The organism is Geofilum rubicundum JCM 15548 (assembly GCF_000974365.1).
Classification (GTDB): domain Bacteria; phylum Bacteroidota; class Bacteroidia; order Bacteroidales; family Marinilabiliaceae; genus Geofilum; species Geofilum rubicundum.
The window spans coordinates 1-25,557 of sequence record NZ_BAZW01000057.1; the positions used below are offsets into that span (position 1 = coordinate 1).

At 43.6% G+C, this 25,557-nt stretch carries 18 protein-coding genes; 2 read left to right on the plus strand and 16 right to left on the minus strand.

Going from position 1 to position 25,557, the window contains the following annotated elements; genetic code table 11:
* Positions 1–183: 183 nt before the first annotated feature.
* From JCM15548_RS17095 to JCM15548_RS17110, 4 genes are all read right to left on the minus strand, one after another.
* Positions 184–4,176, minus strand: a complete 3,993-nt coding sequence (locus tag JCM15548_RS17095; protein WP_062127928.1) for a hypothetical protein — start codon at positions 4,174–4,176, stop codon at positions 184–186.
* Between the two features lie 41 nt (positions 4,177–4,217).
* Positions 4,218–8,525, minus strand: coding sequence for a hypothetical protein (locus JCM15548_RS17100; protein ID WP_062127930.1), 4,308 nt, complete (start codon positions 8,523–8,525; stop codon positions 4,218–4,220).
* A 118-nt stretch (positions 8,526–8,643) separates the two neighbouring features.
* Positions 8,644–9,645, minus strand: coding sequence for a T9SS type A sorting domain-containing protein (locus JCM15548_RS17105; protein ID WP_157482893.1), 1,002 nt, complete (start codon positions 9,643–9,645; stop codon positions 8,644–8,646).
* On the minus strand, positions 9,579–11,027 hold the full coding sequence (locus JCM15548_RS17110) for a DUF8693 domain-containing protein (RefSeq protein ID WP_062127933.1): 1,449 nt from the start codon (positions 11,025–11,027) through the stop codon (positions 9,579–9,581). The genes JCM15548_RS17105 and JCM15548_RS17110 overlap by 67 nt, the downstream gene beginning before the upstream one ends.
* Before the next feature lie 554 nt (positions 11,028–11,581).
* Between JCM15548_RS17110 and JCM15548_RS17120 the strand changes: the two genes are divergently transcribed.
* Positions 11,582–12,043 (plus strand): signal peptidase I, encoded by a 462-nt coding sequence (locus JCM15548_RS17120; RefSeq protein ID WP_062127937.1) that lies wholly within the window; start codon positions 11,582–11,584, stop codon positions 12,041–12,043.
* Positions 12,044–12,113: 70 nt separating this feature from the next.
* Here the strand turns inward: JCM15548_RS17120 and JCM15548_RS17125 are convergent, their stop codons facing one another.
* From JCM15548_RS17125 to tssD (JCM15548_RS17160), 8 genes are all read right to left on the minus strand, one after another.
* Positions 12,114–13,307 carry a PepSY-associated TM helix domain-containing protein gene (locus JCM15548_RS17125; protein ID WP_062127939.1) on the minus strand — a complete coding sequence of 398 codons (1,194 nt, stop codon included), beginning with the start codon at positions 13,305–13,307 and terminating at the stop codon, positions 12,114–12,116.
* 15 nt (positions 13,308–13,322) lie between these two features.
* Complete coding sequence (locus JCM15548_RS17130) at positions 13,323–14,552, minus strand: DUF4374 domain-containing protein (RefSeq protein WP_062127941.1); 1,230 nt, start codon at positions 14,550–14,552, stop codon at positions 13,323–13,325.
* Between the two features lie 30 nt (positions 14,553–14,582).
* The gene (locus tag JCM15548_RS17135) at positions 14,583–17,000 is read right to left on the minus strand and encodes a TonB-dependent receptor (RefSeq protein ID WP_062127943.1); all 2,418 of its coding nucleotides are present in this window, start codon (positions 16,998–17,000) and stop codon (positions 14,583–14,585) included.
* Positions 17,001–17,269: 269 nt separating this feature from the next.
* A complete protein-coding gene (locus JCM15548_RS17140) occupies positions 17,270–17,632 on the minus strand; it encodes a hypothetical protein (protein WP_157482896.1) in 363 nt (120 codons plus the stop codon).
* A gap of 58 nt (positions 17,633–17,690) precedes the next feature.
* Positions 17,691–18,422 (minus strand): hypothetical protein, encoded by a 732-nt coding sequence (locus JCM15548_RS17145; RefSeq protein WP_062127947.1) that lies wholly within the window; start codon positions 18,420–18,422, stop codon positions 17,691–17,693.
* A gap of 35 nt (positions 18,423–18,457) precedes the next feature.
* On the minus strand, positions 18,458–19,402 hold the full coding sequence (locus tag JCM15548_RS17150; RefSeq protein WP_062127949.1) for a hypothetical protein: 945 nt from the start codon (positions 19,400–19,402) through the stop codon (positions 18,458–18,460).
* The gene (gene tssD, locus JCM15548_RS17155; protein ID WP_227625982.1) at positions 19,383–19,811 is read right to left on the minus strand and encodes a type VI secretion system tube protein TssD; all 429 of its coding nucleotides are present in this window, start codon (positions 19,809–19,811) and stop codon (positions 19,383–19,385) included. The genes JCM15548_RS17150 and tssD (JCM15548_RS17155) overlap by 20 nt, the downstream gene beginning before the upstream one ends.
* Positions 19,812–19,829: 18 nt before the next feature.
* Positions 19,830–20,252 carry a type VI secretion system tube protein TssD gene (gene tssD, locus JCM15548_RS17160; RefSeq protein ID WP_062127956.1) on the minus strand — a complete coding sequence of 141 codons (423 nt, stop codon included), beginning with the start codon at positions 20,250–20,252 and terminating at the stop codon, positions 19,830–19,832.
* 250 nt (positions 20,253–20,502) lie between these two features.
* On the opposite strand from tssD (JCM15548_RS17160), the gene JCM15548_RS17165 reads away from it, so the two are divergent.
* Entirely contained in the window at positions 20,503–20,826 is a 324-nt protein-coding gene (locus JCM15548_RS17165) for a HigA family addiction module antitoxin (protein ID WP_227625983.1), read from the plus strand.
* Between the two features lie 63 nt (positions 20,827–20,889).
* Here JCM15548_RS17165 and JCM15548_RS17170 read toward each other — a convergent pair whose 3' ends face one another.
* The 4 genes from JCM15548_RS17170 to JCM15548_RS17180 all read right to left on the minus strand — a co-directional run bounded on the left by JCM15548_RS17170 (position 20,890) and on the right by JCM15548_RS17180 (position 25,271).
* The gene (locus tag JCM15548_RS17170) at positions 20,890–22,152 is read right to left on the minus strand and encodes an adenylosuccinate synthase (protein ID WP_062127951.1); all 1,263 of its coding nucleotides are present in this window, start codon (positions 22,150–22,152) and stop codon (positions 20,890–20,892) included.
* Between the two features lie 285 nt (positions 22,153–22,437).
* Complete coding sequence (locus tag JCM15548_RS17175; RefSeq protein WP_062127954.1) at positions 22,438–22,893, minus strand: Fur family transcriptional regulator; 456 nt, start codon at positions 22,891–22,893, stop codon at positions 22,438–22,440.
* A gap of 120 nt (positions 22,894–23,013) precedes the next feature.
* Positions 23,014–23,613, minus strand: coding sequence for an ACT domain-containing protein (locus tag JCM15548_RS24610; RefSeq protein ID WP_083985217.1), 600 nt, complete (start codon positions 23,611–23,613; stop codon positions 23,014–23,016).
* Positions 23,610–25,271 carry a RelA/SpoT family protein gene (locus JCM15548_RS17180; RefSeq protein ID WP_083985218.1) on the minus strand — a complete coding sequence of 554 codons (1,662 nt, stop codon included), beginning with the start codon at positions 25,269–25,271 and terminating at the stop codon, positions 23,610–23,612. The genes JCM15548_RS24610 and JCM15548_RS17180 overlap by 4 nt, the downstream gene beginning before the upstream one ends.
* Between the last annotated feature and the right edge of the window lie 286 nt (positions 25,272–25,557).

The following is a 25,557-nucleotide window of genomic DNA, read 5'->3' on the forward strand; positions in this document are numbered from 1 at the left end:
GATAGAACCATTGATTGGGAGGAGTGGTTAATCTGATCCGGGTTGAACCGGTTCCCAGAATTTGTCCATGGGTAATTAAAGATGCCATGCCATTCACACCATAACCATTGTCCAAAACCAACTCGCCCGTTGCAGCAATATTCAAATCTCCATTCACGGTCAGCTTTCCGTTGGAGGCAACAGTTAAGTCACGCCGGCGTCAATGATCAGATTATTCACCTGTGCCACATTAGCGCCTGTAATCACAGGCATATTTGCAGTGGAAGCAATGGTCGTATTGGCACTGGCAGATGGAACCGTACTGTTGGTCCAGTTACCTGCTTTAAACCAATCTGTGTCTGTAGCACCAGTCCATGTGTAAGCAGGAATGGTGATAGCACCAAAGGTAATGTAATTGCCTTCTCCAGGGTTGGCATTAAAGTTCAACGCAGGACTGGTTTTAGCAGTACCGGCAGTAGAATTCCCGGAAACATTGCTCAAGGACACCTCATGCCATTTGTCGGTCAACCACTGAACGCCACGCAAACCTGACTCTGCGGGATTAACCCCACTGGAAGCATCCCAGCGCAGGGTCACCTGAGCTGTTGCTGCAGCCGGCGCTTCAATGTTCCAATACTCGCTGGAGCTCACATACTGCACCGGTGCTTCTTTGCTGCCGGTGGAGAGTCCAGCACCACTGGGTGAACTGCTATGGTATTGGGCGCGCCACATACCGGATGCAGTAACATTCTCTACCTTAATATTCCCGTAACGACCTTCATTTCCCAAAGGAAAATCGAACGAAGTGCCAGAATTAATTCGTTTATAAAGTGGTCCATCAATGTATCTGGTTGCTAAAGCCCCAACAATGGCATCCGTTGCAGGGTTTAAAATGGAGAACACTGTGCCATCACTGACTATTATACGTCCGTTAGTCAAAGTCACCACTTCTGCCACATCGACATCGGTAGTTAACAATACCCCTGCTGAATTATTAACATTCAATCGATGAAATTCATTAACCCCTGTAAAATCCTGGCTTCCGGTCACTGACTGAGATTGAGAACCATTAAAAACGACCTTGGCATTGGATCCAAAACCGGCATTAAAACTTCCGGATACAAAATTAACGTCCCCCTTTACAGCAAGTGTTTGATAGTGCTCATTTTGCAAGCTAACGCCATCAATGGTCAAGTCTCCTAACAATTGTAAACTTAGGTTGGGTAGTCGTCTGGCCCCCAGACCAGTCACTTTAAGGTGATTTACCTGTGTAATGTCACTCAAGATATCATAATCAGAACTACCTTTAAATTCAAGCGTTCCTCCATTGGCAGAAAAGAATTCATCATAAACACCGGCCGGAAGATCTCCTCTTTCGATGGTTAATATCCCGTTTCCGAGCACATCACCCAAACGGTGACCAAAAGTGGATCCCAGTTCAAGATTTCCATTTTCAAGAATGGTTGTCCTGTAAGAAGAAATAAAATTCGCAGGAACATCTACACTATGGGCCACAATCACCATGGAACCTCTTGGTCCTCCTCCGGGCACTACGCCACCTGCTTCTGGATAAGTGTCCCATGTAGAAGTATTGTTCCAGCTACCAGATGTCTTGGAAATATAAGTTGGTACCTGATCCGGAATAGCCTCATCCAGACCGGCCGTATAATCTCCACTAATTCCATTGTCATCGGCATCAATAAAAGTAAAAACCAATTGATTATTTGTTATATCAATGACCTCTTCTCCCGAAAACTTATTCCACTCACCTGAGCCGTCAGATAATAAACGAGCTGCCACATAATTATTAATGTTTGCGGGATCGGGTTTCACATCAACCGGGTAATAACGCATTCTTGCAGTTCCGTTGAAATCCGATAACCCTTCAGCACGAAGCACCCAATGGTAATGCAAAACATTATCCGGGTCAAGGACACTCGGATGGTATTCACCTGCGGGCTTAGCCAGCAAACTACCGGATACATTGGTATTGTCAGAAATATCAAAAGAGACCGGTGTGTATTTTCCGGCAGACCCCATTGGAAAAACGAAAGAGAAGGCTCCCGAAGGAATATATTTCTTTACACCATTATCGGTGAATGAAATATTGGTCTGTATCATATTCGAAACCGAAAAAGGATTTCCAGCCTCAATTTCACTATCAACACCAAGAATGAATAGGTTACTGCCAATATTCAAAACGCCTTGCTCCAACCTGAGCCGATCATTGACGGTCAACTGATTGCCAACCGTCACATCCACTCCGCTCAGATTACTAACAGTCAACATCCCAAAGACGCCATTCCCGGTTAATTTTTGAGCCTCAGTACCACCCATAACAATTCCCTTAGAGGTACCTGAGTGTAAATATTGCCCGTCAAAGCTTAAATCACCTTTAACAAAGACTTCATTATCATTACCCTGTAACTGACCAGCGTCAAAAACGAACCTATTGTCCACTACGATATCAGCATTGGCATTATCCAGAATTAAATCAGACCCACCAGACTTCTCCAAATTATAGAAAGTGGTATTTCCTGAAAAATTTTGATCAACAAGACCGGTAAATGTAGTGGTGTTTTGTCCTGAAACATAACTTCCGGCATTAGTCCAATCGCCTGAGATGATCAAATCCAATCCATTAGCCAACCATGTCGCTCCGGCATCAATGGTCAAATTATCAATTGAAGCAGAAACAACATTCATGCTGACATTGGGATTGTTGCCGGCTTGATTATCAACATGCACATCCTTCAGATTAATAGATGAAAAAAGTCCGAACGATTGATCCACCTCAGTTTCAGTATCGCCAAAAGCAATAATGGAACCATCCCCCAAATCAACCGCATCAGAAGTCAGGCTAATATTAAGCGAAGGAATCGTCGAATTTGGAACAGCATTGACAATGCTCATCCTTGCACCGGCAGCCTGATAAAATGAAGAACCCGGCGACACCATCTCAAAAACACCGCGGTTGGTTACGCCACCCAAATGAGCATTAGTTCCAATTTTCACTGTCGAGTTGACGTGATTTTGTCGAAAATTCAGGATACCCTCTTCGGCTAATTCTGAACGACGAATTTGTGAACCTACATAAAAGTTAGCTTGATGTAAAATAATACTGGAGTTCCCCGAGGATGTGTATTCTATATAATTATTAGTGCCTCCATTCAGGAAAAAATTTGTATTATAACCGCCCGTAATGGTTCCATCCAGCCAAATTCCGGTATTATCACCCGATACCCTCACAGTGGCACTGCTCCCAAGATACAGTCCTGTACCGGCAGGAATTCTAAAATCCGGGCCACCAGATGTAAGTGTAAGATCAATACCACTGTCCCATAAATTCAGCGTTCCGCCAATAAGTTCCAACGCTTTTACCTCGCCATCAGTCGGTCCGTTTAGCGTAAACGAATTATTAAAGGTAAAGTTACGGTTGGACTGCTTATTTAAAACAAGCCGATAGAAGGAAGGCTGACTTGATGCAACACTAGAAAAAGAGGCACTTTCATCACCACTTAATTCTAAAATCACATTACTTTGTTGCCCATCATTGGCAGTAAAAAGATTCAGAAAAGACTCAGGATTCCGCAATACAATATTACCGCTGGCAATCAGCCGATGTTCCAAATTGGAACTTCCTCCACCTTCTACAAATATTTGATTATTCGTAAAATTGGTCCCATCTGTATGTAAGGCTATATCGCCTCCAACTCGCAAGGTGCGAACATTACCAGAATTAGGAAAAATAATCCGTCCACTATTATCTGTTCCAATTCCTCCGACTCTTAAGGAATCTAAAACGTGAACATCACCTTCTAAACCATTGTTTAAACGCAAAGTGCCACCAAAGCGCACATTCAAATTTATACAAGTTATATCCGTTGCAAAAGTCACCGAATTACCATCACTCCATTCAGCGCTTGATCCAGGAACACTAAGCCTTGGAAAACGATTAAGATGAGCTGGCGCTATAACATTTCCAGAGTTCGAACGCATAATAAAACTCGCCTCAGGATTGGTGACAAAATCCCCTAGATCGCCCTCCAAAAGAGGCGTATTAGATGCATCCATTTGATATTGAATCTCACCATTACCTGTGATTTTTCCATTCACCCTTAATCCTCTATTGGGTGGAATAATCAAACGGGACATATTTCCTTCAACCCCATTGGCTTCAGGGTTTTGCTCAAGCACTAAAGTAGCAATTTCGACCGGATTGGCAGAAGTTCCGGTATTTAATGTAATCCTATGTCGGGTAATGCTGCCCGGAGAACCATGGTAGCCAATCTTAACAATGTCATAGGTATCAGGCGTTTTATTTGAAGCAGCACCACCATAACCGACAGTTGACCAAGAGCTTTTATCAGACCAGTTGCCATCTGCAACACGACTGTAATAACTGTTAAACTGTTAAAGCCATTATTCTTCCCGGCGGTAAAGTCTCCTGACACTATTCCCGCAGAGGAGAAATTAACAACAGGAGAATTAACCGTATTATTAGATCCTGTAATCCAATCAGTTGTACCTTCTATCAATCTGGCAGCGCGCCAATTATTATCGAGTCCACCCGGTTGATAAGAAAACTGATAACTAATGCTATTTTGATTGACGCTTTCCAATCCGGAATGACGTAAAACCCAATAATAATTGAGAACATCTGCAGCATTGGAAGCTGAAGGATGAGATTTATTCACTCCATTCATTGTGAAATCACCTGAAACTTCTCCTGGGTTACCCTCCACGAGAACAGCACCTGTGTTGAATTGAGTTTCTGAGCCTATTGGAAATAAAAGAACCTGCTCGTTTGAATAATCTCTGTTTTCAAGAAATAGTGGCAAAGTAAGACCTCCATCTGAAGCATTCCCGGCAGTCACAAACATCCTATCGGCACCAAAAACACCATTGGTGGCAGCAATGCTGCCAGTCACACGAAGATTATAGGTATCCAGATTCATTAATCCCGTATGCAAATAGAAATCGCTCACCTCAATACTGCTTAACAATTTAGCGCCGGCAGTATTAACCAACTCAATGGTTCCAAAACTTTGCTGTTGGGTAAGCGCTCCCTTAATGGTTTGCTCGGTAGTTCCATTGAGCACAATTCTACCGGGATTGGTGGCATTGGCCAGAATACGGCCATCCACGATTTCTATATTACCTGTATGGGCCACTTTATATCGGAAGGTGTTGAACTCACCGCGGTTAATCTTCAAATCACCCAGAATCTTAATCGCGGTATTGTTGATGTCTGTCGGATCAGTTGTTCTGCCAGTGCTACCCAAAGAAACCGCCCTGAAAATCGTTGGATCCCAGGCCTGATCTTTATTAATTATCACATCATGAAAAACCAATGGCGCAGCAACGGAATTATTTCTGGCGTATATCACCCCGGATTGATTGGAGTAAAAATGAGTGGTATTTTCGCCTGCTTGGTAATCACCACTGCTTTTCAAATCAAAATTTCGCCCCACATAAAGGTCATAATAATCCGTACCATCCTGCACCTCAACCAAGGTATTATCATTAATTATGAAATCCCTGCCAACTTTTAAATCCTGCTTAAGCAAAACGGTAGAGGTCCCGGTTGCATCGTATCGCTTAATCTCCAAATTCCATAAATTGGCATTGGAAGCGATCTCAAAATTCCGGTTGTTGGGAATATCTATTATAATGCTACCCCCGGTTACATTATAATTGCCTGTAGTACTGGGAATATATAAACCATTTACATCACCGCCGCCCGTATCATGCAATAGGATGCTTCCGCCTGACATGTTAAAAACGGCATCCTCGCTGTCAAAACCAAAAATGGCATAGCTGCTGGATTTTTCACCTGCCTCTGTAACATTTCCTCTTACAACAAAAGTTCCACCAGTTTGGGTATAGGAAGTCTTTCCACCACCTACGGCTCCACTTCTAAACTGTGAAACATCTACTGTTCCTCCATCCATGCGCACTTGTGCGTAGGATTCCGACCAAAAAATGAATCCTGCGCTGTTTCGTGTGCCAAAAACACCGTCTGAAATTCTGAATGCGCCATAAAGAGACATCGCCTGATTACTTCCGCCTGTTGCAACACCAGTTGCTGTTGTTTCATAACCTGTAATTTGATTTTGATCAGAGGCCGTTGAATAGACACTTACTCCAGTGCCGGCAATCCAAAGAGCGGCATTCTGACCAACGGCATAATCTCCATTCCCACCACCTGAACTTCCTTCTGTGAGTGTAGGTATACTGATCTCACCGGTTAACTTCAAAGTCCCGGATCGTATCCATAAAGCTTTTCTTACCTCAGGATTGGCAGCCGAAAAAGGACTATTGGTAACGCGTCCGGCACTATTAGGTCCAAATAGTGTAAAATAAGCAACATCATCGCTAAAAACTTCCAGAGAGTAAGTTCTATCCGTGCCCTTTTCAACCACTAAATTATAGAGATCTGTCAAGCCATAAAGCTGCATTATGTTATTCGCACCACCATAAAACCTGAGCGTTACGGCACCATTATCAGCAAACTGATTGTAAACAGGTGCTGTCTGGTTCGTCAAGCGCACACTACCTCTGTTAATAAAATCACCCCCTACCCGAAACTGATGAAAAATATTGTGATATTCTCCAGTCGCGGGCATGGACCCCCCAATTGAATAACTGCCTCTGGTGTTTCCTTCTCCGGTGGATATTCGTCCATTGGCTTCAACATAGACGTTTCCTTGTATATCAATATCTAACACGGAGGTCGATGCATCATTATTAATACGCAAACCTCCACGATCAATTTTCAGATATCCTTCAACGGTCAAATCATCTAGCAAGGTTACTGTCTCCCCTATCGCATTTAACCCTATCTCAACATTAAAAAACCGTCTGGACTGAGCAATATCATAACTGCCGCCATAAAACTGAACGGTTCCCTCTCCTTTTCCTCCTCCGGTAAAATGAGATGCGTCACCGTCAGGAAAATTGTCTGCTGCCATTAAAACACGACCATTACCGCGAATCTCGCTAAATAAGTGTCCATTAGTGGTACCCAAGTCAAGACGTCCATCAATGGTTAAGCGATTCCCTATAAGGTCATTGGACAGCACAGTGACTGTACGCCCATTACGAATCACTATATTATCACTGGCTTGTTGCGGATAGGTATTGGTGGGATTGTTTGGCAACATCCCTGCCGGATCGAGGGTCCATATTTGTGGATCATTCCAATCACCACTCACCAAGGTGTACCAGGTAACACCATCTTTGCCAATTACCGGACTGGCATATTGATCCGTAGTACCCAGGGTATAATAACCATCCTGTAGGTCTGCATCGGCAACATCAAACTTAACCTGGGTATTAGAACCAAATTCAACAAGTGCACCAGGTACCACAGAATAATCCCCGGCAGTTCCAGCGCGATACAACAATACATAATTATCTATATCACTGGGATAATGACCATTAACAATACCTTCTGACAAGTCAAATATTACAGAGGCGTTAAAACTACCCACTTTACTGATGGAAAAGTCCTTTTTCCATCGCTCCTCAACGCCAGAAGGTAAATTACTTGTAACCGGACTGTCATTTATGACATCACTCTCTGAAACAAACAAGTATTCTCCATTATCGAAACTTCCATTTTCCTGAATGTATAAACCGGAAACAGAAGCTAATGCATGTATGCCGTCGGCTTCCTTGCCTATGCCTGCCATATTCGCATCATAGCCGACAGGAGCCGTAAAAATATCGTTATCAATCGCAATGCCGTACTTTAAAGCCAGGTATTGAGAAGCAATTTGCATTTGAGCTGTTGTCAATGCCGACTTATAAACTATGAATTCAGCGACGTCAACATCGTGAAAATATGTACGATAACGTCCCAGTGCAGCGCCATCCCAGGAAGTAAGCTGTGCGTTACTATTTCGTGATCCGAGAAACTGATTATTTTGGAAATTTTTTCGCTGGGCAGAGGGTAAGGATGAATTAAGTGATGTCGAGAAAACACCATAAGTGTTAACTTCTCGTCCTCCGGAAAAAGGTTCCACAGCCGCTACCATATCCGTCTGTAAATCATTCCCATAATGATGAGAACGTATCTGATTGCTATTTTCCCAATATATATGTAGATTGGTATTACTTGCAGAGCTTGTTCCGCCAACCAGCGCCCTAAAAGAACTATTACTCCTTCTTTTACCAACGAACAACACTGTATAATCGCTTGAGGCGATTACATTTCCGTTGAAAGGCATAAAATCATCTGAACCATCGAAGGATATCGCCGGTTGCCCATTTAATTGCCCTGTTAAAAACTGTGGCCTTGCAGCAACAACTGATTGCTCAGCATGGTTTTCATTGCCAGAGAAATCAGTCAAATGCTCAACAGGTTCATTGTTGTTGAGGTTTAGTCTCGCTGCATCAAACCAAATAATATTCTCAGGTTGGCCATTAACTCCGGTAGCATTGCCAATTCCGGCAGGCCCCGTCTGTCCAAGAGCACTAAAACTCAATGCTACCAGACCTGTCATTAATAGAAACCTGTTCAGGTTGTATAATTTCTTCATATAATCGTGATTTGATATTTTATTGCAACTGATAATTCCGTTAAATAATATCCTACTTAACTATCCTGAGCTTTTATAACTCTCTTTTACGCTAAAGTTGAAAAATGGTTGCCTAACCTTATTTTCCGGCATTAACCACTCTTTCACTCTTTACCCTATTATTAGCCACTGCACGAATAATATATACACCGCGTTCGGCAGGTAAAAATATGAGGGTGCGACTACTGCGGGAAGGCACTGTATCGACTTTGCGACCATTCAAGGTGTATATCTCAACATAAGCATTGCCTGTGCCTAACAATTCCGGAGACATACTCACCAATACTTTGTCGGCTATACTTTTAATTTTAATTTCATTACCGGCATCCATTTCATCCTCCCCCGGGGTTTCTAAATCAGTAGAAACTTTATAAAAATGCAGAACAAAGCGATCATCCACCTCTCCGGTTCTCGTAACAGAATAACTGTATTCATTCTCATGAAACAAATTCACAAAAGCTCCCGTCTCCCGGTCCTCTAAATAAATGGTATGCTGACCCGTGAAGTAGCTTAAATCAAATTTCAACAAAACCTCCCCTTCCTCATTGTTTCGGATAATTAAAGGAATCATTTTCATATCTTCTAAAAGCATGGGCATCCCATTGATGGCTAAGGCACGATCACCAACACGTGTATAAATCTCAGAAACATTCTTCGAATCATTAAAATACTTTTCAGAATCTCCTTTATCAAAGGCATGATCCGCATCATCAGAAAAATACAACACAGCACCATCACGCGCGTGCTTGTTTTCCGTTTGAATTCTTAAAACATCAGCGGTTGAGCCGGAACCTGAACGCTTAAGTTTAGACTTGGCTTCTCCATGGGTTCGTGCGGAAGGCAATACGGTTAAAGTGGCGCCAGCTTCAAGCGCATTGACCCAAACAGCTTGCATAGGAGGAATCAAAGAAAATTCTTTTTCTATTTCAAGAGACATATTGTCAAAGGGCGCCAACGCGACCTTTGCAAATCTGGGAGCATTACGGTTATAGGTGACAAAAACCATTTCTTCACCTATTTTACTTCGATACCACATGGTTCCATCAACCGCTGGTCTTTCAAAAGCCTCCGTATCTTCCAATCAATAAATGAGGGATAGGGATTTGCCATCAAATGATAACCGGACTCGTCAAAGGTGCGACTAACAGCCACATTATTAAGCTCCCCGGTATAGGTAATAACCCGGTCTTGATCACCTTCGGCAGGCAGATAATTAGTTGTTATTCCTTCTATAGGGCGCAAGGAACGAGCGGCAAGCCCCGATTTAATGCCCCACCAATTTCCGGCCCTATAGACATTAATAATCACGCCATCGTTGCCGGCCCCAAAATCGCTAAATACCGCTTCTTTTCTGGAACTACCAATATAAAACCACTGATTTTGCGGTAAAGTAAGCTTAGTTTCTACTTCGCCTTCCACTTCACCCTTGGTGATCAAAGAAGCCATTTTCCCCTCTCCGTATTCATGCTCCAGCAAAAGTCGACCTCCGACTTTTACGGTTAGCTTCCCATTAACTGTAAGTTGAGCACCTGGGGCAAGGGTCAGTGAAGCGCCTTCCTCAATGATAAGATTTTTGACTTCTACAAGTTCATCCGTGGCTAAAATGACTGGATAAAATTCCGAACTTTTGATTCTAACGTTGGAAGTTGCAACTGGGACTTTGTTTCCTGACCAGTTCGTAGCAATACGCCAGGAATTATTATCAATATCAGTTTTCCATTGTAATCCTAAAACAACAGAAACTACCACCTCATTTACAATATCGCCCAGTGGAGAATTTGGCTCATCAGCCTGAAAGTCCTCCAAATCCCCAACCATTTCCGGATTTTGAATTACGGACCAATCCGGGCCGGTAACCACTGCATCTGGATTCAAAATGTAAACTTTTGTATCATTTGCATTTCCATTAATACTAAATCCGCCTCCATCATGGGTAAAGTCCCCGCCAACAATCAAATTACCATTGTTTTGCACGGTTGTATTAGAAGAAGTACTAAAATTACCAACAACGATTATGTCTCCATGAGAAGTTATTCCTGATCCCGTTGAAGAAAGGTTTCCATGAACAAGCAAAACACCCCCCTTTTTAACAGTTATACCGGCAGAACCAATTAGGTCTCCGAAAATTTCAAGCTTACCATCCTTCTCAATGGTAACACCTCCCCATTGATTGTTGGTGTAGTTTCCATCTACAATAAACGTCCCTTTCACAGTAACCGTTACTGGATTAAAATCGCCATTTCTTGTTATTATGGCACCTTTAGATATGTCCAGTGCGGCATCGCTTACATTACCATCCATGGAGGGTGGTCTGTTGGGCCATTGATCTGTATTCCAAGCTGAAGGATTCTCGTAATCACCTTCAAAATTGGCCTTGCTTATATAATTTGCAAAGGAACTGTTATAAAAGAAACAGCTCAGCACTATAAACGAACTCAACTTCACGATGTATATCTTCTTCATACGAAACGTTTTGTGTATTCTTAACTCTCAATATCTCTCTCCAGACACTTTTTTGTTTCAATTCATTCCCAAGCCAATTTACTTCTTAATTCGGGCTGTTAAGGTTTTGTACGCAGGCTTCCCGTTTTTGGTTGCGACTAAAAACGGTAATGTCAACAAAATATTGACCAATGGCCTGAATTTTGTGATGAACTTTTTTTCAGCTCAGCGAGCCTCCTCTGGAGCAACTTCCTAACAAAATAATTTTACAACCCCTCCTAAACAGCCTATCAGATATTTTGTTCAACACTTCAAGATTAATAACATGACACTCTGTACCTTCTTGAAGCAATCATTAAAATAAACCGAGTGTTCCAAAACAGACTCAGAAGAAGAGAGCGATTACTAAACAGTAACACACCAGCGTGCTCTAAATTGATCTGGTTTGAAGAATAATTGAACCATCAATCAACTCCATCTTTTTTGCAAAAATATTTTAAAGGATTATTTATGTTGAAGTATTTTGTCTATTATTATCGACTATTTCATTGCCAATTTTCGCACATTTAAAAACCATGGCGCAACTATCACCGGATAAATATCTCTCCGTATTGGACGACTTGCTGTCGAAGGGACAACCCGTGCAGGTGTCGGTGCGGGGCATGAGTATGTTTCCGCTTTTGATGAAGGGGGATGTGGTGCTGGTGAAGCCGGTGACTTATGAGGCTCTGTGCAAAGGAGACATTGTGGTGTTTGAGCGGAATGACATTTGGGTGGCGCACCGTCTGGTGCGGAAGTCGGATGGCAATCTGCAAACCTATGGCGATGGGAACCGACTGGTGGATCCGCCCCTTCCTTTTGGCAGGGTAAAAGGGGTGGTGGAGAAGGTGGTGCAATCGAGGTGGTGGCTGGCCAGATGGGCGACCCGGTGGCCGGGTCGGGCACTGGCTTATACCTGTGGGATTACGGGACCGGGACTCTGGCTGCTGGGGCGCATAGCCTCGAAACTCTACAGAATGTTCAACAAAGGGAATTGAGAAGGGAACAAAAAGCCCCGTGAACGCTTTAATGGTTCACGAGGCTTTCAAGCTCTTAATCATATTGCACCTACGAATGTAATTGCTCCAATAAGGATTGTCGCTGCTTCTTTTTCTTTCGCTGTTTTTGGTACCAAATCAAAAAGCCGGTGACGGGCAGACTGGCGAGGATTAAACTGACCAAAAAGGCCAGGATTTTTCCGGGAAGGCCCAAAATGCGCCCGGTGTGCAAGTCGTAATTCATTTCGGCGAGACGGTGTCCAAAATCGGCTTCATCGTAGCGATCGTTCTCTACCCGTAAGGGCTCTAAGGTGTAGCGGTCGAAAAAATAGGTGTTGTGGTGGTAAAATTTCCCCTGGTATTTGAAAAACACAATTTCGATGGAAGCGTCCTCTTCTGTCAGGGTGGGCGTCATGTAAATGCGCTGTGGGTTGGGCTCCACTTCAAAGGCTTTGTAAAAGGCGCGATCGATGGCGGGGATTGTGTCGTTGTTGGCCAGGTGTTTATGGGCCACATCCGAATGTGGATGAACATGTTCGGTCTTGCTTTTCCCGCCGGAAGTCATGTAATAAACCGCCTTGCCAAACCAGTCGAAACTCCACACCAGTCCGGTGACCACAATGACCAGGGCAAATACCAAAACGTAAAAGCCCAATACGTTGTGAAGATCGTGGTTGAGGCGTTTGAAGCTGCCCTTCCATTTTATCTTAAAGGCGCGTTTGGACTCGGACTTGCGCCAGGATTTGGGCCACCACATGATGAGACCGGACAGTAGCAAAAACAGGAAAATCAATGAACCAATGCCTACAATGGGCTGGCCAATCTCGTAGGGCAACCATAAGGCACGGTGACCGTCCATGATGAAATGAAAAAAATCGAACGTCCCTTCGGCAAAATGGGTGTCTTTCCTGATAAACTCAGCGGTATAGGGATTCAGAAAAACAACGCTAAAGACGTTGTTGGCACCTTCCTGCGACCAAAAGCCAACGGCGGCTGCGCCTTCCTTGTCTTCGTAGGTCAGACCGGTGGCGGCCTGTCCGGGGACATAACGGGCGGCGGTATCCAGGAGTTGACTGGGTGGAGCAAAACTTTGGTCCTGCGCTTCTACAAAACGCCATGGCTCCATGAGGTCTTTTATCTCCTGCTCAAATACAGAGAGTGCCCCGGTAATGCTCACCACAAATAGGATCAGGCCCGAAAATAATCCCAGCCAAAGATGCAACCAATAAATGATTGGTTTAATTCTGCTTTTCCAAATCCCCATATCGCTATTTATTCTTTATAATTTAAAAAAACCGGCCACAAAATTGGCTTCCACTTCGGCGCCTTTTACGGCCGTATAATCCTGCAGATTGATTCTATACACATAGAGACTCACATCCTCAGGAATACACATATAAACATAATTTCCATCATGCAAGGCCGTTGAAGCCAGTTTTCTTCCCAGGCCTGAATGTTCCGGCACCTCATCGATGTAATCGATGGTCTGGACATTAAGGTCGAGGATTGCTGGCTTCAGGGGGCTGTCCGACCAGGTGGACTGGTCGGCTCTGGCTTTCATATTCATTTCAGCCAATACTTTTCCATTACCCAGATAAAGAAGGTGGGCCGTTGTTTTTCCCTCTGCGACCTCGTCAAAAGCAAAGAAATAGTCCGGATCAAATTCCGTTGCTCCGCTGTTGATGCGAAGGATGGCAGCTTCTTTGGTAAACTGGCTGAATCCGTTGGCAGGGTTTGAATGCGACAGGGCATAGACGTTGCCCGACTCATCTTTAATCAATCCGGAATGGGTGCCAAATCCACCAATGGGGCCGGTTCGTGTATCCTCTATTATTTTAACAAATTCCAGTTCGGGATAGGAAAATACAGCTACCTGTGCCACATCGGTATGGTTGGTGGCGTAGGTGGCCGGATCGCTGATATAGTAGCTCAGGTAAACGTAGTTGCCACTCTGAACCATACCCGAAAAGGAAGGGCCGCTGGCGCTGGTGAGATTAGAGACAGCGGTGGTACTTGTGGCGTTCACAGTGAGACTGGCAGCATCTAAGGTATGCAAAACCACCACATCTGAGGTGGAGGAGATTTCCACACCCAACAGCTTTCCGTCTTCGGTTTCCACCACATCGTTCAGACTGTTATCAAAAGAGGAAATACCGCCTGTCTCATACAAATCGCCATTTGCATCGTTTTCCAATCCTATCAGGCTATTGGTCCCCATGCCCCCAATACTGTAAATCTTGTCGCCTATCTGATTATAGGTGAAATACCCCAGTTGATCAATGCCCTTACCAAAAGCGGAAAGGCTCCCGCTCATCACGTCTTCAAATTTGACGGTGTAGTAAGTAAAATTACCATCGGTTCCCTGGTAGGCCAGCGAAAGGGCAAAGGCATCCTCTCCCTGAAATTCATCTGTTTTGTTATCATCTTCGCTGCACGAAGATAAAAGTAAGCTCCCGCCAAAGAGGAGACTGCTTATCAGCAATAAAGAAAACTTTTTGAACTTTTTCATTGGTTGATGTTTAATGATTAATAAATATTTTTAAATGGCATATCTTAATTTGATACTAAAGGAGCGACCGGGTTTTTGCAGATAATACTTATCATACAATCGGGCATCCAGCAGATTATTGCAGGCCACCGACAGGTTATAGCGGGCATTCTGCCAGCTATATCCCAATTCCAAATCATGGGATATTTGCCGGGGAATCACATATTTATCATTGGAAGATCCCAATTCGGCCCACGTTAGGAAATACTTCTCTACGTAATTGAGGAAGTAGTTCACATTTAAAGTTGCCCCGGGCATGACCGGGGCTTTTAGGTTCATACCTGCGTTGGCATTCCAAAAGAAAAAGGGCTTATTGGGCAGACGAAAACCATAGTGGTAATTTTTCTGCCAGCCGGTACCGGTATATGAGCTGTTGTAAATGCGCTCCGCCTGGTCCCTGATATCCTGATAGGTAACATTACCCCCCACATGAAATTGATTGTTCCATTGGTACTTAAAATGACCTTCCAGTCCATACACTCTGGTGGAACTCAGGTTGTCGTAATGGGTCACGGGACTGGAAACGGTCACCACTGTATAGATTAAATCATAGGCTTTGCGATAAACAAAGCTACTCCCCACTTCCAGCTGGTGTTTGGGATATCGGTCGAGCCGATATCCCAGTCCGACATTCACATTATGGCTTCGCTCAGGTCCCAGATCCGGGTTGGCACCCACAAACAGGCCATCCCCAAAAAGCTCAAGGGGCATGGGCATGCGGTTGGTGCGCTCGTATGACGCTTTCACCTGAAGATCAGACAATAAATCATACGTAGTGGCCAACCCATACCCAAATTCTTGCTTATTGCTTTCCACCGCTTCCACCCGTTGGGTCTCCAGGGCAAAATCAAACTCTTTTGAAGTAGAGGCATGCAAAGCAAAAAACTTTCCGAAAAGCGTCGTGCTTAATCTACTACCCAAATCCAGTTTATAGGCCACGCCCACCACTTGCTTCAAAAGCGATTTGGGGTATTTATTATCGATATTATCCGGATTCTCAATATCAAAAGCCTGGCGTCGAAAGTAATTGACCGCATAATTCACGGCCATGGAACTTTGGGGACTGATGGCATAGCCGGCGTTTAGCTGACTGGTGAATTCATCTTCATCTAAGGTGCTGTTGGTTTTTAAAAATTCGCCATCATCCGACACCTGACCATCATTGGTGCGGGAGACCGACCGTTCGCCCAGCCAGTTATACCTCACGCCGCTCAAAGTATCGACCACCTGTGATTCCCCAAAATTGAGGGCACTGTAGAGACTGACATCCAATCCCCCCTCCAGCCAATTCTTTTTGTTGAAGCGTAAGGTTGGTATGAGGGACCGACTGTTCTGAACAATTCCACCATAAACCGTACTCATGGTAGCGCCATGCTGCACCTCCTTATCACTAAATGTGGTGAGTAATCCCAGCAGAAAAATATCGGCCCATCCTTTATTGACAAAGCCCGACTCTATCTTCACCGTGCCCGATCGGTACCTGTCGTGAAAGCGTTCCACTTCGGTGGTATCTACAACGGTATTGTTCTCAACAATTTCAGCCAGCACCTCATAATTATTGTCAGAATAATTATAAAAAGCATGGCCTCTTACCGTAAAGCCTGTTTCAGAATTGGTGTGGGCGCCGTTAACAGAAGCCCTTTGCGTGTTGAACGAACCATAGGAGTAGGAGGCATCCAGATAGTTACTTTTTCGACTGGTCACAATATTTACAGCCCCGCCCAGCGCATCCGTCCCCAGCCAAACAGGAACAACGCCCTTATACACATCCACCCTTTCAATCATATTCACGGGCAGATCGCTCAAGCCCAGGGAAGCTCCGAAGTTATCCATAGGAATGCCATCCATAAAAAACTTCACCTGTTCGCCCGAAAATCCATTGAGGGTAAAATCCATATTGGAACCCAAGCCCCCCTCTTCACGAATTCTCACCCCGGAAATCCGATTCATAACGGCTTTGGCATCAGCGGTACTGTTGAATAAATCTTTGGCAGACACAGATGAAACCTGATAGGCCTGTTCGGTAACCAGTCGGGTGGCCGACTTTCCCTTCACCACCACGTCATCCATCGTGTAGGAAGTCTCCCGAAGTACCAGGTCAAGCTTTACGATCCTTTCAGAAACCTCGAGGGATTTACGTATGGTCTCATACCCCATGGAACTGGCCTGCAACCCATAAGTGCCACCAGGAACATCCTTAAATTCAAACGCGCCCTGCGCGTCTGTTACAGTGCCCCAGTTCAATCCGGATACTATCAAGGTCACACCTGGAAGTCTTTCACCAGAGGTAGAAGTAACCGTACCGCTAATAACCGCAGCCATACTCTCTTGTCCGCTAACCGTTGAGTAAGAAAAAACCAACACCCAAAAAGCGACCACCTGCCCCAACCATAACAACTGTTTTCCCAAAGTCTATTCTTTTAATGTCCTTATCCTTTTCAAAGTTGACAAAGGTATTGGGCAGACAGGATGCTCACAATCCCTAAAAATAGGTATTCTGATTGATGATAGTTGTTAAGGTATTTATCAGGCTTGTCTTGCGAAAATGTTTGTTAATTCATGAATCCAAATAACTGCTATGAAAACAAAATGGCCCATCTCGTTTTATTTAACTCCAAAAAATCTAGTTGTTTTAGTAACGATAGTGGAATAAAAAATGAATAAGTGTGGAAAATTCGCTATTCAACGGTGTAGCTGCCTTGGAAAAAATATTGGAGGCTATCTTTAGGATTAATTAGGACTCCGGCCCAACTATGCTCACCAATTCTTTTAGGTAAATAACGATATTCATGAGTCTGAAATTCTGAAATAAATGGAAGAGTGTCCTGCAACATCCCAAGATTAAAACCCTCAACGGGAACGGAGTCGCAAACAATAACTTGAGGAAGGTTATCCGGTTCAACCCTTACAAGGTAAATATTTGCAATATACTCCTCTCCCATACTTAGAACATTACTTCTTTCTACAACAACAGGCTTATAGCCCACATTCCCTCTCTCTTCTTGTAAATATGCTTTTAGCTCAATTTGTACCGAAAACAATCTGCACCCTAGGAATAGACAGATCAATACCAATATCAAACTTACAAAACTATTAAATTTACAAGTCATACTGCCCTAGAAATAACTCATATTCTTTAATAACGTCATCTTCTATTTCCTGATGAATGCGTGAAACGATAGTTGACTCCTCATTGATGACATAAGCACCACCGTTCCTTTTTAGCAAATAACACCTATCAATATTATGCCTAGCGGTAAATATTTTTGCTGAAACAAGTACATCTCCCACCTTATTAAAAACAGGCTCGCTAATGTATAAAACACTCATCTTGTGTCTGTTTTTGGCAATCAACATTAGATCGCTTCGGGAAGCATTACTGGCAAGAACTTCCTCAAAATCTAAGATCCGGACATTCTCATTTACTAAAGACAAGTCCCAAACAGTAGTTTTAAGGCTGCTGATTTGGCTGTAGAGGCCAATTTTATTTTCATTAAAAAAGGAATGACTTAATGGGGGTGTATTATAGCTGAAGATTGATAATATACCAGCACTATCAAGATTAAGATCTGAAAAAGAATTGGACAATAATGCAATTTCAGCAATTCTTATGGTATCATTATCGATAATAACCGACCTTGCTTGAAAATTAAGGACGTCCGACAAAACAACATGCAATACTTCATGCTTACGGACAAGTTCTTTGTGCGAGCTATTCAAACAAGAGGCTCCTCCGATAAAAAATGCAAGTACCCAGAAAAACAAAAATATATTTCTTGTTACTATGTCCCGAAATATTGTAAACCTTATCATTGTTCGAATAACTGGCATCTTTTATGTTATTTAATTATCATAAAGTAATATATTTAATACCTAATGTGTTTTAATGAATCACACCAGCCATCCTCTCTAACACCATACTTAATTGTTACTCCCATAATTTCTCCTTTTGAATATGCCCGATCTCCATCTGCCCAATATGAAGGAGTTCGTTTGGCATGAAAATAAATTGTGTCGGCACGGACTCTTCCCGCCATCTCCCAGGCATCCTTCTCCCTAATTAAAGCAGAATCGGTATCATTGTTGAAAAAACGGTCACCGGCTTTTATTTCGGTCATGAGGGCTTGCTGAACGGAGGTCTGGGCATTAAGCAAAGTACCAGTATCTATTAGGTTTTCCATTTGTTCACCTATGGCCTCAACTGCTTTAGCTAAACGACTGGTTTTTGGCACATTCCGCGACTTATAGCGGGTTGCTCCGCGACCTCTGGCTAAGCCAAGTAAACCTGGTAATCTATCAGCATCTACATAAATGATTTTGATATTTCCGCCGGAGTGAATGGGCGGTCCAAAACCGCCATTTTTGGAGGTTAGGGTCAGAAATGTGCCTTGAGAAAACAAGCGACCATCACCAACATGGTCGCCAGATCCTGACAGTTTAATCCTGCTAACGGCCTTCAAAAAGGCTATTAAGAGGCTCACTTCCCTATCCTCATCGGAAGCCTCTTTATCGCCACTTACACTGTAATGCGGGTAGTTGGACAGCTTCTCCTTCCAATGAGGTTCGACATGGGTACTGGATTGTCTGGTCTCAGTTTCCGTTTGCAAAAAGCTTCTGTTGTAGGCTTCCTGAGAAACATCTACAAACTGTGCTTCAAGAGATGCGAGGTTACACTTAATTCCATGATTGCTGAACTTGCCTGGATCAATGGTATTCTTATAGGCATAACCAACCCCAATCACATAGCCTTCATAAAGAATCTTATGATTGCGGAGATGGGTGAAATCCTCTTCAGAAATATATCTGGGCATGGGCTATTTTTTTACCAATGGTTATCAAACTTATATCGTTAATCCTCAACTCGTCAGGAGAAATGGTTATGACCGAGGTTACCCCTCCACCCACAGAATCAATCTGCTGCTTAAATCCGATGCAGTAGGCATTCATAAAGTCCACCTTGAAAGGTGAACTTCCTGATTTGACTTTAAACACCACACTGCCTTCTTTAGCTGTATTCTTCATGGCCCAGTGGAACACATTATCGGGGACAGTCTCCAAAAAGGTGCCCCGAAGTAAACCCCCTCTGACTTCATCCTGAGGCTGTCCTTTGTGGTCCACCGCCTGGCCAAAACCAATATTGAAATTATCCAATTCAAATTCTTTGCCATCCAGCTGAAGCCAAACGGTATAATCACTGTCTATTTGCGGAAATCCAAACATAACTGTTTCTTTTTAAAATTACTTTACCCAACGATTTTCTAATTGTACCTCGCCGATCTTAATTTTGTTGACCTGGATGGTCATTGAAGTTGAGGTAAAAGATGCTCCTTGCTGAGAATAATCCACATTAAGTGCAACACAAGCGCCATCTTCAAACAAAATCTTTTGTAAGGGAATGTCGTTAGCATCACAAATAACAAGAGCGCCGTTTTCAAGCTTTCCGGATTTGAGCATCCATCTTATCAACTCTGTAGGGGGGACATTGGGGTAAACCACATCGATGGTTCCTCCTTTTACATCGGTCTGGGGCTTACCGTTTCGATCCGTTCCCTGGGCAAAAGCATAATTGCAGGATAGTAATTCATAACTGTCGCGATACAGGCCACTGATACTAGAGTCATCTAACTGGCCAACGCGTAAAAAACATTTGTGTCCAAACATGGATAAGGAATTAGGGTTAACATAAAAATCAATACTTACAAGCAAGTAAGTTTTAAAATAAATCCACTAAGTATTGTATAACAATTCAATACAGAATTAATCTAGATGGCATCAAAATTAACTCATCCTGATTTAAAAAACAACTGTAATTAACAATAACAAAAAAAATCCAAAAAGAATTTTGACAATCAAGCCCAAACTACTTACCTTTGACGACAGTAACTTTAACCCAAAACCATGATTAATTCTTTTGGATCATGGAGGAATAAAAATGGAAAGACTACCAAATATTCATCCCGGAGAGATTTTGCTTGAAGAGTTTTTAAAGGCATTTAAAATTTCCGCCTATAAATTAGCTAAAGACACGGCCATACCTCAAACAAGAATTTCTCAAATAATTAAAGGAAATCGCAGAATTACTGCGGACACTGCTCTGCGCTTTGCTTCCTATTTTGGTACTTCTGCCAAATTTTGGCTGGGGCTGCAAAATGATTATGATATTGAAGAGGAGAGAATTCTAAAGAAAGAGGTTCTTAATAACATTAAAAACAAAGCACCCAATCATTGTGCTTAGCTTTATTTGACACAAAACCCCGAAGCACTGCTCCGGGGTTTTGCCTATAAAAGAATCTCTTGTTTATTGTCGGATGATGGTTTGCTCCCGGTCGGGTCCCACCGAAATGATGGTGATGGGTACGCCCAGTTCACGCTCCAGAAACTCAATATAGAAATTAAGTTCTTCAGGGAATTCATCTTCTGAACGCACGTTGGTCAGGTCGCACTTCCAACCGGGTAATTCGGTATAAACAGGCTCCAGATTATCGGGCAGTTCGTAGGGGAATTCTTCAGTGACTTCATCGCCCATTTTGTAGGCGGTGGCGACCTTGATGATGGCCTGATCGCTCAAAACATCGCTCTTCATCATGATGAGCTGCGTTACACCATTGATCATGACGCTGTATTTCAAGGCGACCAGGTCGATCCATCCGCAGCGGCGCGGGCGACCGGTAGTGGAGCCAAATTCATTGCCATTTTTGCGCAGATTCTCACCAACCTCATCAAAGAGTTCAGTGGGAAATGGGCCTGACCCCACCCTGGTGCAATAGGCCTTAAAAATACCAAAAACCTCACCGATGTTTCCCGGGGCGATACCCATTCCGGTACAGGCGCCGGCACAAACGGTGTTGGAAGAAGTCACAAAGGGATAAGATCCGAAGTCAATGTCCAGCAAAGTACCTTGGGCCCCTTCGGCCAGCAGACTTTTGCCTTCCCGCATGTAACGGTTGAGCTCATGCTCACTATCGATCAGTTTAAACTGACGCAGGGCTTCGATGCTCTCCATCAGTCCGGCCTCAAACTCATCCAGATTGTATTCAAAGTCGTACATCTCCAGCAAACGCAGATGCTTGGCTTTAAGATCGGCATACTTTTCTTCAAAATTGTGCAGAATATCACCCACACGCAGTCCGTTACGACCGGTCTTGTCCATATAGGTGGGACCAATACCTTTCAGCGTGGACCCAATTTTGGTGGCTCCTTTAGATGCTTCAGAAGCTGCATCGAGCAAGCGATGCGTGGGTAAAATAAGGTGGGCTTTTTTCGAGATATACAGATTATTGTGCAGGTTGGTCCCTTTGGCCAACAGGCCATCTACCTCCTTTTTAAAGGTGATGGGATCGAGCACCACGCCATTACCTATCACGTTGATTTTATCGGCATGAAAAACACCGGAGGGAATATTGTGCAATACGAATTTTTTGTTGTCAAACTCCAGAGTGTGTCCCGCATTGGGTCCACCCTGAAAGCGAGTGATAACATCGTATTTTGGGGTTAATACGTCAACAACTTTACCTTTGCCTTCATCGCCCCACTGTAAACCTAATAAAACATCTACCTTCATTTTATACGATTATATGGTGATATTCATGATCGATAAAAACCATTGGCACAATTTATTATTTACCCAATGGCTTAACCAAACTGTAAAACAAAAAAAAACCGGAAAACCACTCCCCAGAGGGATGACTTTCCGATGTGTAAAATTAGTTAATTTAAATCGGATAACGGTACAATTCCGAAATTAAATTTCTTCAATAGACTGGCAACCGGCTATTGTCGCAGAGATTTAGACATCTGGTTCCTTTCTCGAAAACCGCACTCCCACGGAACTATCTCCTTTACCGCCTTACGCCTTTTTGGCATTACAGGCACTGCAAATGCCATAAATATAAAGAGAGTGGTGGGATACCTGAAAATCCATCACCTTGGCGGCATTGTTCAGCACGAGCTGCACCGAAGGATCGCAAAATTCCGTCACATCACCACATTGGATACAAATGAGGTGATCGTGCTGCTTCGACTCAAAGGCCTTCTCGAACTGGGCAATGTTTTTACCAAACTGATGTTTGATAACCAACTTACAATCGAGCAAAAGGTCGATGGTGTTGTAGAGGGTAGCGCGACTCACCCGGTAATTTTTATTCTTCATGAAAATATAGAGCGATTCGATATCGAAATGACCATCGCGCGAATATATCTCATCCAGAATAGCGTATCGTTCCGGTGTTTTTCGGTGACCGTTGTTTTGAAGATATTCAGTGAACAATTGCTTTACAGCATCTTTGGTTTTTATCTTATCCATATTTAATCCGATTAAAAACAGATCGCTGCAATTTACTAAATTTATTCAATTAACAAAACGGCATTTACCTATAAGAAGTTGATAAATTTAATCTATCCGCAAAAACTACTCGGTTGTCGCTTAGGCGCCACCGGCCAATCCCCCTTTGATACGCTCCTGACGGGTGACATTGTGCACGCCTTTAATTTTGGCAATATTGAAAATCAGATTATTTAAATCCTCGGTGTTGTGTATATAAAGATAGATGACACCCTCGAAAATGCCATCGTGGCTGTCGAAATGAATCGATCGCATATTCACGTTCTGGTCCTCTGAAATGACTTTGGTAATCTTACTCACAATACCAATGGAATCAATACCAGAGAGGTTGATCAGGGCCAAAAAAGAGAGAATTTTATGGCTCTCCCAGCTGGCGGAGACGATCTTGTTGCCGTGACTCGACATCAGACGAATGGCCACCGGACATTTGCGACTGTGTAAGATCAACTTGTTATTATCGTCCACATAGCCCACCAAATCATCGCCGGGAATGGGATTACAACAGGAAGCAATCATGTATTCCTCATCCGCCATGTCGTCCGACACAACCATTTCGGTGGGCTTCGAACCTTTTTTAATGGATTTAATGGCACCAGTGCCTTTCACCGGACCATCACTCTGTTTTTTACCAAAGGACAAACGCCAGTAGCGCACCCATTTATTGGACGTTTTGTCGCTCAATATTTTTGGAAGATTATCCAGCGAATAATCTTCTTGCCTATTTTATAGTAGAGCTCCTCTTTATTGGGAAAATTATAAAAACTCTGTAATTTCTTGAGAATTTTAGCATTGGTGGTCAGCCTTTTCTGGTTCAGGGCTTCTTCCAGCATCACCTCCCCTTTCTGAACCATGGCCTTTCGCTCCTTTTTAAAAGCCTCCTTGATGCGCGACTTGGCTTTGGCCGTGGTCACGTAATTGAGCCACTCATACTTGGGTGTTTGTTTCTCGGAAGTCAGAATTTCCACCTGATCACCACTTTTCAACTCGTGACTCAAGGGCACCAACTTGTAATTGACTTTAGCACCTATACATTTATAACCAATGTTGGTATGAATCTCAAAGGCCAAATCAAGCGTAGTAGCGCCTTTGGGCATGACTTTCACATCTCCTTTGGGGGTAAAAATCATCATCTCGGCACTGAACAAATTCAGCTTAAAATCATCCAGAAATTCCAGAGAGTCCACATCCGGATTGTCCAGCACCTCACGTATTTGCTTGAGCCAATTGTCCAGTTCCGTATCCTTATCCTGCTGTCCCTTATACTTCCAGTGCGCCGCAAAACCCCGCTCGGCAATTTCATCCATGCGCTCACTCCTGATCTGAATCTCGACCCATTTGCCATCCGGCCCCATAAAAGTGGCATGCAAAGCCTCGTAACCATTCGCCTTTGGCACACTTACCCAATCTCTCAAACGGTCCGGCTTTGGTTTATACACATCGGTGATGAGGGAATAGATGCTCCAGCACTGCGTTTTTTCCGGAATGCCGGGCTTGGCTTTAAAGACGATGCGCAAGGCCAGCAAATCATAGATTTCATCGAAGGGGACCGACTTCTTCTGCATCTTATTCCAGATGGAAAAGACCGACTTAGGTCGTCCTTTAATGTCGAATTCAAAACCCTCATGACTCAAACGATCGATGATGGGCAATGAAAAGCGGGTCAGTATTTGATCGTTGCGGGTGCGATAGTCCTTGAGTTTTTCTGAAATATCAAAGTAAACAGATGGGTGCTCGTACTTGAGACTTAAATCCTCCAACTCCGTTTTTATGGCGTAAAGCCCCAGACGATGAGCCAGCGGTGCATATATAAACAGAGTTTCACCCGCAATTTTATACTTTTTATGATCGGGCATACTGTCGAGCGTACGCATATTATGCAGCCGATCGGCCAGCTTGATCAATATCACCCGCACATCCTCCACCATGGTCAGGAGCAGCTTCCTGAAATTATCCGCCTGCTTGGACTTTGTCTGGTCAAAAGCCCCCTCTAACTTGGTCAGCCCATCCACAATACCAGCTATTTTTTCACCAAAAATAGCTGTAAGATCGTCCACCGTATAATCGGTATCTTCCACTACATCGTGCAGCAAAGCCGCTGCAATACCCTTGGCACCAAGTCCTATCTCCTCACCTACAATGCGCGCCACAGCCAGCGGGTGCATAATATACAACTCGCCCGATCTGCGCCGGACACCCTTATGGGCTTCCATCGACAGTTCAAAGGCCTTGATGATGAGCCGGTGATCTTCGGCCGACTGGCAACGGGTGCAGTTCTTCAGAATCTCATCCAACTGGCGCTTCGCATCCTGATCTTCGTTATATTGGGGGTCTACTGTCATAGCTTAATCCACATCAAACCACTAAAATAGTGGATTGTTTCCATTCATCAAACATTGTGAATACTCTTTTCTAACACAATTATTCCTTCATCTTTTTTCATCCTCAAAAAAACACAACTCCATTCCCGCTCCAACCATCCTAATAATCTATCAACCTAATGGCCTCTTGACCTATCGATCCCGCTTTGCGGGACTTCGTTCCACTTCGCCTCCCAACCTAATGACCCATCAACCCATCCAACCCTTCCTACCCCATCTACCCTTTCTACCCTTTCTACCCTTTCTA